The sequence below is a fragment of the Stenotrophomonas terrae genome, from assembly GCF_001431465.1.
GTDB lineage: Bacteria > Pseudomonadota > Gammaproteobacteria > Xanthomonadales > Xanthomonadaceae > Stenotrophomonas > Stenotrophomonas terrae.
Genome location: NZ_LDJJ01000036.1, coordinates 34175 through 46520, shown reverse-complemented (window position 1 = coordinate 46520; position 12346 = coordinate 34175). Strand labels below are relative to the sequence as shown.

Below are 12346 nucleotides of genomic sequence, written 5' to 3'. Positions count from 1 at the left end.
AGTTTCCGTCATCGGCCTTGTCCACCACAACGGGCACGCACACCGCCTTTAGTCGAAGTTGTAATCCAGCTGTACGGCAAGCTGTCTTCCCACCGCGCTGTAGACCTCGTCGTAGTAGTACGGGAACTCGGTATTGCTGCTGTCGCGCGGCGGCGGCGTATTGAACACGTTGTTGACGAACAGTGTCACAGCCGCCTGTTCGGTGAGGCGTTTGCCGATGTTGGCATTCAACAGGAACAGCGGCCGCAGGCGCCCATTGCCGTCTACCCGGGGCAGGCTGCCGTAACGGATGCCAAACAGGTTGGCGGACCAGCCCGTGCTCCCCTGCCAGCCGAGGCTGGTACTGAAATTGCTGCGAAAGGCACGGTTCTCGCCGGATTGCCAAGGCACCTGCCGCCACTGCTCATGCAGGGTTCCGGGTGCACGTACACGCCGACTGGCATGCAACATGCGCGACCACGCCGTATGCAGGGCGAACTGACCGGCAGCGGTGTCCATACGCGCGTCCACTACCGCATCGATGCCGCGCACACGCTCATTGGATTGGTTGGCCGCCATCGATTCGACCATGACAATGCGGCCCAGGCCATCGTCGCCACTGCGCACCACCCTGGCCCGCGCCTTGCGACACTCCCACGAGCGCAGATCCGCGCTCGAAGGACTACCGTCCAGCTTCATTCCGGTGCGGCATTCGGCCTCGTCACGCAGCAGCACAACCGGCGCTATGCGGCCAATTCCCTGCTCGCTGCGGACGTCCCAGTAATCCAGGCTCATCGACATCATCTCGGCAGCATCCCAGACCACGCCCAGCGTACTGGACACCCCGGACTCGGCCCCCAGTTCGGGGTTTCGCGATGTCCTGGTCAGGAACACCGAGGTAAACGCTCCGCAATCAGGGTTTGCACCGACCTGCATGCAGCGCAGCACGTCCACTGCAGTTCCAAAACTACCGCCGCCGTCGGTATGCGCCCAGTGCATGTCCGGCACCTTGAAGCTGGTGGCATGACTGGCGCGCAACAGAAGTCCCGCCAACGGACGCCACTCCAAGCCCGCACTCCAGGTCGGCGCGATGCCCAATGAAGTGCTGTCATCGTATTTGTCCCAGCGCCCGGCAAGACTGAGCTTGAGCGTACTGGTCAGTGGTATCCGCGTCTCGCCCCCCAGTGCATAGCGACTGCGTCCGCCGGCACCGACGCTGCCGGTCAGGTCATACAGTTCAAGCTGCAACGGCAACACCGAGGGCCGGTTGCGCAGCGCGTAACTCTGGTGGCTGGCCTCCAGCACCAGTGCCACACCTAGCTTTCCGCTCTTCAGTTCGGCGATGTCTCCCGACAGCACGTAGCTGGCGCTGTCCACCTGGCTGTGTGCGCGGTACTGCACGGTCGTCGACATCGCGCGGTACTCCTCCGCGGTGAGCGGGCGATACCAGTGATCGAGCCTGAGCGGCTGGATGAGGACACCCTCATCAGTGAAGCCCTGCGCCGGGCCGAAGAAAAATGCGTTGACCTGCGCGCCCAGCAGCCGCCGGAAATCGCGTTGCACCCGATAGTCGGAATGGCCGAGCGCAAGGTTCCACTCCATGCCTTTCCACGCGTAGCCGCGCAGCCCCAGCGCCAGATCGGCCATCTGTTCGGCATAGCGATCATTCATCGCTGCCAGTCCGCCCATCTCCTGCGGGGTCAACACCCGCAGTGGCGAAACCAGGCCCAGTTGCGGATCCTGCACCTGGCTCACCCTGCCAGTACGGATGCTGTGTGGGCCGGTGATGGTTTCAGGCACGGCCGCAATCTCGCTGCGCGCGTGCCAGAGCTGCACTGTCGTCCACAGCTGGATATCGGCGGGCAGGTCACGCTCGGCATGCAGGCGCGCGGATACTTCCTGCCGCGCATCAGCGAGTGAGGCGTAGCCGGCGTTGTGCCACGTACCACAACCCGGACCGTGTATCTGGCCCGGTGCTGCGGCGTAGTTCCAATCAACGAAGTCCGTGCCCCAACGCTCACAGACACCGGCCGACAAGGGCTGCAGTACCCCGCCCTCTCCCTGCAACCCCAGCCCAAGTGCGGGCTGCGGCCCGGCAGCGGTTTGCGCCGGCATCTGGATGTCGCGTTGGTAGCCACGCAGCTGCTCGCCCTGCGCGTACTGCAGCACATAGTCGGCGCGCCAGTCAGCCCCGCTGAAGCCCGCCGACCATTGCAGATCCACCTGGTCGGCGCCGCCCTGGCTACTGGTCCCGGCGCGCACCTTCAACTGATGACCATCGCGCGGTTGTTTGAGCACGATGTTGATCACCCCGGCGATCGCATCGGCGCCGTATACCGCCGATGCGCCACCTGTCATCACCTCGACCCTGTCGACGCCGGCCAGCGGGATGCTGCCCAGGCTCTGGAAGTTGCTGCGCCCATTGGACGGAAAGGGATAGTCCGGCACACGCCGGCCGTCGACCAGGATCAGCGCGCGCCCGGCGCCCAGACCGCGCAGGTTCACCGGCTGCGCGTTGGCCGAGAACCGACCGCCACCGCCCTGCGACTCGGCGCCATAGACACTCATGCCATTGATGGCCAATACCTCGGCCAATGAAAACCGACCCTCGCGCTCCATCTGCTCGGCGCTGATCACCGTCAGCGGTGCCGCACCCTCGAACTCACTGCGGCGGATCCGCGAGCCGGTGACCTGCAGCGCCCCCAACGAGGTTGCCACCTGCGGCAGCAGCCGTGGCTGTGCCGGTTTTGCTGCAGGTACGGGCAGCGGCTGGGCCGCCGCGACAATGGTGACAACCCCGCCCTCGGTGAGCCGGTAACTCAGCCCGCTGCCGGCCAATAGCCGCTGCAAGGCTTCGGCGACGCTATAACGCCCGCTCAAGGCCGGCGCGGTTTTGCCGCGCAGCATCTGCGGGGCCATCAGGATCTGCAGGTTCGATACCGTGGCCAGCTGGGCCAGCGACTGTTCCAGTGGCTGCCGGGGCAGCTGATACACCTGCAGCCGCGCTGGCGTCTGTGCCCACGCCGGGACGCCGACCAGCAGCAGGCACAGCAGTCCAGCAGCCAGCCAGCAACGCCACCTGTGCCTTGGATTCTGCGGGTCATCTGTACCGGCAATCATCCCCTCTCCAAGTAGCAATCCGGCTGGCGTGGCGATCCCAACCCGGTGTACAGACGCAGCACCGGCAAAACACCTCATCTGGCAGAATCGCTGGCACTAGCCCAAGCTGCGCGTGCCGATTCAGACTGTCAACGCCTGCCAATGACCGCCGCCCCGCCGCCCACCCAGCCGCCTCCCGACACTGTCCGGGATACGGGCAGCATGGCTCAACAGTACCGCCCACGCTTGATGCGCTACTTCAGGAATCATCTGGGTTCGGTTGAAGATGCAGAGGATCTCACCCAGGAAACCCTGGTGCGGATGATGCGGGATCCGCAGGCCGACAAGGTCAATAATGTCGAAGCCTATCTGATGACCATCGCTGGCAACCTGTTGCGCGACCGCTACCGCCGCGACCGTACCCGCCATACCGGCCAACACGTATCCCTGGACGAATCGACCGAGGACTGGCCTGCCGAAACTGTCTGCGGCGAGCGCGTCTACCAGGACCGCGAACGCCTGCAGAACTTCCTCAAGGTGCTCGATGACCTGCCGCCGCGCTGCCAGCAGGTATTCCTGCTGCACCGCTATGAAGGCCTCACCTACCGCGCGATTGCCAGCCAGCTGGGCATCAGCGTCAGCGCCGTCGAAAAACAAATGATGCGTGCCCTGCTCCACTTCGGCACGCGGCTGGAGCAACCATGAAACAGAACCCATTGAATATGGTGGAAGACGCCGACCCGATCCGCACCCAGGCGGCTGCCTGGTTCGCGCGCCTGCACGATGATGAGGTGAGCGAGGCCGAACAGGCCGAACATCAGGCCTGGCTGGACGCCGATCCCGCGCACCGGCAGGCGCACGAGCGTATCGAGCGCACCTGGAGGATGCTGAGCGACTTTTCGGCCACGCCGGAAATCAGCCAGCGGCTGGCGGCAATCCCTGCAGCCACGCCGCAACCGGCGCCGCAACTCCGCCGCAGGCCAGGGCCCGTGCGCTGGCTGGTGGCCTGCGCGGCGGCCATGACCGCTGTGGTCATTGGCTGGCGCCTGCTCGTTCCGGCACCGGCAAGCGAGCTGCGCTATGCCAGCGCGGTGGGCGAACACCGCAGCATCACACTGGAAGACGGCACCCAGCTCGAGCTGGACACCGGCACCCAGGTGCGCGTGCGCTACAGCGCGCAACAGCGCCGCATCAGCCTGGATCAGGGGCGGGCCTTCTTCAGGGTGGCGCCCGATACCGCACGCCCACTGACGGTGGATACCGCGCAGGGCAGCGTGCGCGCCGTCGGCACCGAGTTCGAGGTCTATAGTCGCGCCGATGCGCTGGATGTCACCTTGTTCGAAGGCAAGGTACAGCTGCGCGCGGCCACAGTCGATGACAGTACCGCAGCACTTGCCACCCTCATCCCCGGCCAGCGCGCGCATCTGGCCGTGGGGCAGCGTCTGCAGGTGCAGACATTCCAGGGCGGCAGCGCACCGGCATGGCTGCAGGGGCAGCTGGTGTTCAACGACCTGCCACTGCGCTTGGCGATCGAGGAGTTCAACCGCTATGGCGGCCCGCCACTGCGGGTCGGCGATGCGGACCTGGGGGAACTACGCATCTCCGGGGTTTTCCGCAGCAATGACAGTGCCGGCTTTGTTGAAGCGCTCACTGCCCTGCACGGCATTTCAGCGCACAAAAATGCCGCCGGCGAAACCGAACTGCAGCGCTGAGGCGGCACGCCGCGAACAGGGCCGTGCAGCACGTGGTGTTTAGAACGCCTGCCGCAGGGCCTGCTTGATACGCTCGCGTTCCCGCTGCTGCAGCGCCAACAGTGCCCGCAACCGCTGATTCTCCTGCTGCAACTGGCGCAGCTGGCGCGCCTGCGGTGAGCGCATGGCACCGCAGGTACGCCGCAGCAAGGCCTGCGCCGCGTCATTGAAACCGTGCTCGCGGCATAGCGCGCGCAGGCTCGCTGCGGCATCCACCTCACGCAGGAATTCGATCACCTGCACCTGGTCAAAACGTTTCTTCATGCCTGCTTCCGCGCTGTCATCCTTCGTATCACCCGTGGATCCGCACCTGCGCCGCACAAACAACACGCCGCCAGATCCGCCATGCAGGAGTCCGATCTGCGCACACCGCAGAAATCCGGCTCCCATGCTCAATAGACGCGGCAGGCACGCAGCATCCACAGTGATGCAGTACACGCTTTGCAACATGCGCACGGCAACGGGCGGCGCAGTCGGTGCGCGCCACCAGATTTGTGAGGAGAAATCATCAGACCGGCGCAATACCGGCCAGCGTAAACCGGCGGAATTCGCGGAAGCAGCGTGGCTGACGGTCAATGGAGCTCGGAACAATCAATCCGCGGCAGCAACCCTGCGCAGGATGAATTCCTTGTCGCGGGTGTTTCCAACCGGGAATTCGTACTCGCCGGCCTGCTCGAAACCGTGCCGCGCATAGAAGCGCTGCGCACCAAAATTCTCCGACCACACGCCGATCCACAGCGTCCGTCCCGGGGTCTGCAGCCATTGCAGAGCCGCCTCGAACAACTGGCCACCGCGGCCGCCACCCTGGTGTTCGCGCAACACATACAGGCGCTTCAACTCGCCATCGGCCGCCGTGGCCTGCGGATGCGGCAGCCCGCAGGGGCCGGCAAAGGCGAAACCCACCGCCTCGCCCTGCACGTCCAACAGCCACGCCGCATAGTCACCGGACTGCAGCTGTTGCCGCTGCAGTTCCAGCGGATAGGCCGTGGCCAGATAGCCGGCCAGATCCTCAGGCGGATACAGGTGTCCGAACGTTTCCACAAAGGTACGTTCGGCCAACGCGCACAGCAGTGCGGCATCTGCGGGAGTGGCGCGGCGGATAGTCATAAGGCCAGGAACCAGAGATGGGAAACCAGCAACGTAGAGGCGAGCCTGGGCATCCAGGCAATGTCCCAAACAAAAAACCAGGAACCAAAGAAGGCCTGACGCGCTCTCTGGTTCCTGGTTCCTGGCCGTTGGTTACGGGCTCTTGGGCCGTACCTGCACGTGCACTTCAGCCAGCTGAGCATCGGCGATCGGCGATGGGGCGTCGGTCATCAGGCACTGCGCACCGGTGGTCTTCGGGAACGGGATCACGTCACGGATGGACTCGGTGCCGGCCATCAGCGCGGCAATACGGTCGATACCGAAGGCGATGCCGCCGTGCGGCGGTGCGCCGTAGTTCAGCGCATCCAGCAGGAAGCCGAACTTGGCGCGGGCTTCTTCGGCACCAATGCCGAGCAGCTCGAACACCGCACTCTGCATTTCCGGGCGATGGATACGGATGGAACCGCCACCGATCTCGTTGCCGTTGAGCACCATGTCGTAACCGCGCGATACCGCGGTCTTGGCGTGGGCGCGCAGCTCGGCCACATCGTCCACCGCCGGCGCGGTGAAGGGGTGATGCAGGGCGACGTAACGCTGCTCTTCCTCGTCCCACTCGAACATCGGGAAGTCGGTGACCCACAGCGGCGCCCAGCTATTGGCAACCAGGCCGAAGTCCTTGCCGGCCTTCAGGCGCAGCGCGCCCATGAAGTCGGAGACCTTGTTGTAACCGCCGGCACCGAAGAACACGATGTCGCCATTGCCGGCGCCAACGTGCTTGAGCAGCGCGGCGAAGGCGTCTTCGGCGAAGAACTTCTGGATCGGCGAGCTGATCTCCCCGTTCTCGGCGATCTTGATATAGGCCAGGCCCTTGGCGCCGTACTTGGCGGCATGGGCAGCGTATTCGTCGATCTGCTTGCGGCTGAGGGTGGCACCGCCCGGGATGCGAAGCGCGGCCACGCGGCCGTCGGCGTCATTGGCAGCGGCGGTGAACACAGGGAACTCGCTGGTCTTGACCAGCTCGGCCACGTCCACCAGTTCCAGCGCGATGCGCAGGTCCGGCTTGTCCGAACCAAAGCGACGCATCGCCTCGGCCCAGGTCATGCGCGGGAACTGCGCCGCCAGTTCCACGTCCACCACTTCCTTGAAGATGGCGCGGATCATGTTTTCGACGAAATCCTGGATGTCGCTCTCGCGGACGAAGGCGAATTCCATGTCCAGCTGGGTGAATTCCAGCTGGCGGTCGGCGCGCAGGGCTTCATCGCGGAAGCAGCGTGCCACCTGGTAGTAGCGGTCAAAGCCGGCCACCATCAGGATCTGCTTGAACAGCTGCGGGCTCTGCGGCAGGGCGTAGAACTCGCCCGGGTGCATGCGCGCCGGCACCAGGAAGTCGCGGGCGCCTTCCGGGGTGGCCTTGGTCAGGATCGGGGTCTCGATGTCCTGGAAGCCACGCTCGTCCAGATGGCGGCGCAGCGCCTGCACCAGCTTGATGCGGGTGCGCTGCATGCGCTGCATTTCCGGGCGACGCAGGTCCAGGTAACGGTACTTCAGGCGGGTTTCCTCGCCTGGGTTCTCGTGCGCATGGAACGGCAGCGGCGCGGCCTTGTTGAGGATGGTGATGCGGGTGGCGATCACTTCCACCTTGCCGCTGCGGATCTTGTCGTTGACCGCATGACGCGCGCGAACCACGCCCTCGACCTGCAGCACGTCCTCGTAACCGAGGCTGGCGGCGACGGCAAACACCTCCGCGTTGTCCGGCTCGACCGTGACCTGGACGATGCCTTCGTGATCACGCAGATCGATGAAACAGACGCCGCCGAGGTTACGGGCAACGTCGGTCCAGCCGGCGAGGGTCACGGTTTGGCCGATCAGGGTCTCGTCGACCAGGCCGCAGAAATGGGTACGCATGGAAAGCTCCGCAGGGGGCCCGGCACGAAACGGTGCCGGGTAGCCCCGTATTTTGGCGCTCAGCGGGGGCTGGAGCAAATTTGTCTCCCAGTCACGCCGCCTTAAGTGAGATTCGCCCTATAGTTCGGCCACCAAACCTGAACAGGGCAGCCGCCATGAACCACTCTTTCCTGCTCGCCGGCCTGGCAGCCCTGTTGGGCCTGGCCATGAGCTCCTCCCCGGCCGCTGCCCAAGCCGGCTTCCCGGGCAGCCAGAACGGCACCATCCGCTGTGACAGCAACAGCAACCGCCAACAGGTCTGCAATACCGGCTGGCGCAGCGCCGTGCTGGTGCGCCAGGTCTCCGATACGCGCTGTACCGAAGGCCGCAACTGGGGCAGCAACAATGGCAGCGTCTGGGTCAGCGGCGGCTGCCGGGCCGAGTTTGCCGAAGCCCGCGGCAACTGGGCCGGCGGCAACGGCCAGGGTGGCTGGAACGGCAATGGCAATGGCAACCGCACCATCCGCTGCGACAGCAACGGCAACCGCCAGCAGGTCTGCAACACCGGCTGGCGCAACGCGGTGCTGGTCCGCCAGATCTCCGATACGCGCTGCATCGAGGGCCGCAACTGGGGCAGCAACAACGGCAGCGTCTGGGTCAGCGGCGGCTGCCGGGCCGAGTTCGCCGAAGGCCGCGGCAACTGGGCCGGTGGCAATGGCAACGGCCAGGGTGGCTGGAACGGCAATGGCAATGGCAACCGCACCATCCGCTGTGACAGCAACAGCAACCGCCACGTGGTCTGCAACACCGGCTGGCGCAGCGCGGTGCTGGTCCGGCAGATCTCCGATACGCGCTGCGTGGAAGGCCGCAACTGGGGCAGCAGCAACGGTACGGTCTGGGTCAACGGTGGTTGCCGTGGCGAATTCGGCGAAGGCCGCGGCGGTGGCAGCGGCTGGAACAACGGCGGCAACAACAACTACCTGGTGGAATGCGCCAGCAGCAGCAACCGGCCCAATACCTGCGCCTGGGATCGCCGCCAGGGCCGCCCGGTCATCGTCCAGCAGCTGTCCGATACGCGCTGCGTGGAAGGCCGCAACTGGGGCTACAACGGCAACAGCATCTGGGTAAACGGCGGCTGCCGCGCACGCTTCAGCGGCCGCTGAGCCTCCAACTCAAGCAGACCAGAGGGCGCCGGCAACGGCGCCCTCCGTCTTTCAGGCTTCGCTGCCCCACGGTGCCGGCGGCAGCTGTACCGGCGTGCTCAGGTCGAACTCCACCTGGAACAAGCGCCCGTCCGGCCGCGCCAGTTCATAGACAAAACGCTGGCCGGGCACCAGCTCCATCGCCCAGGTATTGCGCAGCGAGGCCGTCATGCCATGCGCGCTGAACATCGCCACGGAGGCCGCATCGACCGGGAACTCCTGGCGCCCGGCGCTGCCGGCCTGCGCGGTATCACCGCCATACATCGTCACCGCATCCGGGCTGCCGTCGGCATGGCGATGATCGTGCTTCAAGCGCAGGCCGCTATCGGTACGGCTGATCACCCAGGTCCGCGAATGGTCATCGCCCACATGGAACGGCACCCGCAGCTCCTGTTGCGGGCTGTCACAACCACGCACATGCATCACCAGGATTTTGCCGTCGAACGGGTCCGGCGCGCTGGACTGCGGCTGATTGGCGATGACGCGCCCGGCGAAGGCCTGGCCGCAGTACTGCGCCAAACCAGCGAGGAACTGATCGGCCGGCGCGACCGCCGCCGTGGCCGCATTGCCGCCAGCATCGGCCATTGCCGAAGCAGGAAGAATGGCCGCACTGGCCAAGGCCAGCGCGCTGAAAAGAACTGAGAAGGAAGAGGTTTTCATTCCCCGATCCTCGCCTACCGGTCAGCTCAAGGCAACGCGCCAGCGGCGTGTGCATCGCTTTGCGCCGCCTGCAGGGCACTGCGCCATTGCGCGGTGACCGCCGAATCTTCGCCGTACAAAGGGGTGGCCGCCGCCACGGCGCGCTGCCAATGCTGCACGGCCTCACCGCGATTGCCGCGCGCTTGCGCCCAGCGCGCACGCAGCACCTGCTGGCGTACCGCCGCATAAGGGCCATGCCCAAGCAGCGGCTCCACCGCGTCCAGCGCCTGCCCGGCCGCCACCAATCGCTGTTTGGCCAGCAACCATTCGGCCCAGCTCTGCTGCAGGCGTATGCCGTTGGCACTGCTGGCAGGAATTCGCGGCAACCACATTGCATGCGCGCGCTGCACCAGGGCATCGCCGGCATCCTTGCCCTGGGCAGCCAGCAACAGGCCAAGCTGCAGTTCCAGGTCCAGGCTGTCGGGGTGATCCCGACCTATGGCTGCGCTGCGTATGGCCAGCGCTTGCCGGTAAGCGCTTTCGGCGCCGGCCAGATCGCCCTGCGCCTGCGCCAGCTGCGCGGCGGTTTCGGTGACCAGCGAATAGTTGTAGCTGTCCTTGCCCAGCACCTGTGCCGACAAGCTCACCGCGGTTTCAACAAAGGGCTGCGCGCGTGCATATTCGCCCTTGCGCATCAACGCCAACGCCAGGCGGTTGTTCTCGCTGACCACATAGATGCTGCGCGGCCCGAAGATCTTCGGCGCACGCACCAGGTTTGCCTCGAACGCGGCAATGGCCTCATCCAGGTCGCCGCGGTCCATCAGCATCAGCGTCCGCTCGGTATTGCTGGCCCAGTAGTCGTACGACATCTCACCCAGGGTGCGCAGGAACATCGGCGTGGACTGGTCAAAGGCCGCCGCCGATGCGGCCAGATCACCTTTGCGCCGGTACATCATGCCGAGGTTGTCCAGGCTCACCCCGATGTACTTTTCGCGCTTGCCGGCCTGATGGCGCTGCAGGGCCTGCTTGAACGCGGCTTCGGCATCGTCATAGCGCTGTTCGGACAGCAGCGACAGCCCCAGCGAATTATAGGACTGGGCGACGCGGAAGCTGTCTGCCGGCTGCTTGCCCAGCAAGCCCAGCGCGCGCCGGGCCATGTTGGCGCCTTCCACGCCATTGCGGTTGTTGGCATAGCTGCCTGCCAACAGGTTGAACAGGCGTGCGGCCTCGTCCAGATTCTTCTCGCCGCCTGCAGCGGCCAAGGCTTCGGCCGCCTGCAGCATCATCGGATTGGCACGACGCAGATCGCCGGTATTGCGGTAAGCCAGACCAATCACGCCCTTCAAGCGCGCCTGTACTTCGGCCGAGGCGTCCAACTGCTCGTCCACCTGTGCCGCAGCACGGTCCAGCACTTCGCGGGCGCTGATGTCCTCGCCGCCGCGGACGCCTTTTTCGCGTGGATCCGCCGCCTGGAACATTTCCACCAGAAAGCCGCTGACCTGCTCGGCGATCTTCGCCTCGCGCTCGGCGGCGGCACGCTCGGCAGCCAGGCGCCACACAAACCAGGCCGCAAGCAGCAGCACCAACAGCAGCAGCCCTGCGCCCTTCCAGTTGCGCCGCAACCAACGCCCCGCACGATAGCCGCGGCCGCCCCGGCGCGCCTGCACCGGACGGTGCTGCAGGTAGCGCTGCACATCAGCCGCCAGTGCTTCCACCGACGGATAACGCTGCTCCGGGGGCAACGCACCGGCGCGCACCACAATGGCATCCAGATCACCGCGCAGGGCCCGCTTCCAAGCGCAATCGGCCTGTGCCACCTGGCTGGGCGCGCTCACCGCGACACCCGCATCGCCAGCGCCACGTCGGCCGCCCTTGCCCGCCAGCAGTTCGCTCAACACCGCGGCAAGACTGAAAACGTCACTGCTGACACCTGCTGGCTGCCCCGATTGCAGCTCCGGTGCCGCATAGGCGGGAGTGAAGAACTGCGCCGCCGATTCGCTGGAGGTATCGTCCAACAGCCGCGACACCCCGAAGTCGAGCAATACCGGTTCACCATCCTCGCGGACCAGGATGTTCGACGGCTTCAGGTCGCAATGCAGCACCAAGCGCGCATGCGCGGCCTGCACTGCGCTGCATACCTTCAGGAACAGCTGCAGGCGCTGGCGAAGATCCAGCTGACGGCGCGCGCAGTACACATCCAGCGGCTCGCCACGTACGTACTCCATCACCAGGTAGGGGTGGCCGCCCGGCGTACTACCACCGTCGTACAGGCGCGCGATGTTGGGGTGCTGCAGGCTGGCAAGGATGCGCCGCTCGGCGGCCAGCCGCTCGGCAACACGTGCGCCGGGTTTGCCGAGCAGGAACTTGATTGCCACTTCCTGTGCATACAGGCCATCTGCGCGCTCGGCGCGGAACACGATGCCCATGCCGCCACTGGCCAAGCGCTCGCACAGGCGCCACGGCCCGATGCAGTCGCCTTCGCCAAGCTCCGATGGCGCGGAAGCTGCGAACAGTTGCGCCATTGGTTCACGGGCGCGGCCGAGGTCGCAGGTCTGCGCCTGCAGCAGCTCCAGGGTTTCAGCAATGACTGCCGGATTGGCGCTCAGGCGCGCAAGCTCGGTCCGCCATTGCGACGGCTCCAGCTCACACACCGCATCAAAGAGCTCACGTACCTGCTGCCAGTTTTCTCGATCCACCTACATCCCC

The 12346-nt window shown here is 65.7% G+C and carries 9 protein-coding genes; 3 read left to right on the top strand and 6 right to left on the bottom strand.

Annotation, left to right across the window (positions count from 1 at the left end; genetic code table 11):
- Positions 1-48: 48 nt before the first annotated feature.
- The gene (locus ABB27_RS11220) at positions 49-3099 is read right to left on the bottom strand and encodes a TonB-dependent receptor (RefSeq protein ID WP_057628790.1); all 3051 of its coding nucleotides are present in this window, start codon (positions 3097-3099) and stop codon (positions 49-51) included.
- A gap of 201 nt (positions 3100-3300) precedes the next feature.
- Between ABB27_RS11220 and ABB27_RS11215 the strand changes: the two genes are divergently transcribed.
- Both ABB27_RS11215 and ABB27_RS11210 read left to right on the top strand, forming a co-directional pair.
- A complete protein-coding gene (locus ABB27_RS11215) occupies positions 3301-3783 on the top strand; it encodes an RNA polymerase sigma factor (protein ID WP_161809644.1) in 483 nt (160 codons plus the stop codon).
- Positions 3780-4790, top strand: coding sequence for a FecR family protein (locus tag ABB27_RS11210; RefSeq protein ID WP_083491272.1), 1011 nt, complete (start codon positions 3780-3782; stop codon positions 4788-4790). The genes ABB27_RS11215 and ABB27_RS11210 overlap by 4 nt, the downstream gene beginning before the upstream one ends.
- Positions 4791-4829: 39 nt before the next feature.
- Here the strand turns inward: ABB27_RS11210 and ABB27_RS19955 are convergent, their stop codons facing one another.
- From ABB27_RS19955 to aspS, 3 genes are all read right to left on the bottom strand, one after another.
- Positions 4830-5093: a transposase gene (locus ABB27_RS19955; RefSeq protein WP_057628787.1), complete on the bottom strand. Its 264-nt coding sequence runs from the start codon at positions 5091-5093 to the stop codon at positions 4830-4832.
- Between the two features lie 327 nt (positions 5094-5420).
- Complete coding sequence (locus ABB27_RS11200) at positions 5421-5936, bottom strand: GNAT family N-acetyltransferase (protein WP_057628786.1); 516 nt, start codon at positions 5934-5936, stop codon at positions 5421-5423.
- A 132-nt stretch (positions 5937-6068) separates the two neighbouring features.
- Positions 6069-7820, bottom strand: a complete 1752-nt coding sequence (aspS, locus tag ABB27_RS11195; RefSeq protein WP_057628785.1) for an aspartate--tRNA ligase — start codon at positions 7818-7820, stop codon at positions 6069-6071.
- A gap of 155 nt (positions 7821-7975) precedes the next feature.
- On the opposite strand from aspS, the gene ABB27_RS11190 reads away from it, so the two are divergent.
- Positions 7976-8962 carry a DUF3011 domain-containing protein gene (locus ABB27_RS11190; protein ID WP_057628784.1) on the top strand — a complete coding sequence of 329 codons (987 nt, stop codon included), beginning with the start codon at positions 7976-7978 and terminating at the stop codon, positions 8960-8962.
- Between the two features lie 51 nt (positions 8963-9013).
- Here the strand turns inward: ABB27_RS11190 and ABB27_RS11185 are convergent, their stop codons facing one another.
- Together ABB27_RS11185 and ABB27_RS11180 are read right to left on the bottom strand one after the other, a co-directional pair.
- On the bottom strand, positions 9014-9586 hold the full coding sequence (locus ABB27_RS11185) for a hypothetical protein (RefSeq protein ID WP_057628783.1): 573 nt from the start codon (positions 9584-9586) through the stop codon (positions 9014-9016).
- 101 nt (positions 9587-9687) lie between these two features.
- Positions 9688-12336 carry a protein kinase domain-containing protein gene (locus ABB27_RS11180; RefSeq protein WP_057628782.1) on the bottom strand — a complete coding sequence of 883 codons (2649 nt, stop codon included), beginning with the start codon at positions 12334-12336 and terminating at the stop codon, positions 9688-9690.
- Between the last annotated feature and the right edge of the window lie 10 nt (positions 12337-12346).

Coding starts and splice junctions, on each gene's coding strand:
- ABB27_RS11185 (WP_057628783.1), bottom strand. CDS start 9,586: ATGGCCGATGCTGGCGGCAATGCGGCCACGGCGGCGGTCGCGCCGGCC.
- ABB27_RS19955 (WP_057628787.1), bottom strand. CDS start 5,093: ATGAAGAAACGTTTTGACCAGGTGCAGGTGATCGAATTCCTGCGTGAG.
- ABB27_RS11200 (WP_057628786.1), bottom strand. CDS start 5,936: ATGACTATCCGCCGCGCCACTCCCGCAGATGCCGCACTGCTGTGCGCG.
- ABB27_RS11215 (WP_161809644.1), top strand. CDS start 3,301: ATGGCTCAACAGTACCGCCCACGCTTGATGCGCTACTTCAGGAATCAT.
- ABB27_RS11210 (WP_083491272.1), top strand. CDS start 3,780: ATGAAACAGAACCCATTGAATATGGTGGAAGACGCCGACCCGATCCGC.
- ABB27_RS11190 (WP_057628784.1), top strand. CDS start 7,976: ATGAACCACTCTTTCCTGCTCGCCGGCCTGGCAGCCCTGTTGGGCCTG.
- aspS (WP_057628785.1), bottom strand. CDS start 7,820: ATGCGTACCCATTTCTGCGGCCTGGTCGACGAGACCCTGATCGGCCAA.
- ABB27_RS11220 (WP_057628790.1), bottom strand. CDS start 3,099: ATGATTGCCGGTACAGATGACCCGCAGAATCCAAGGCACAGGTGGCGT.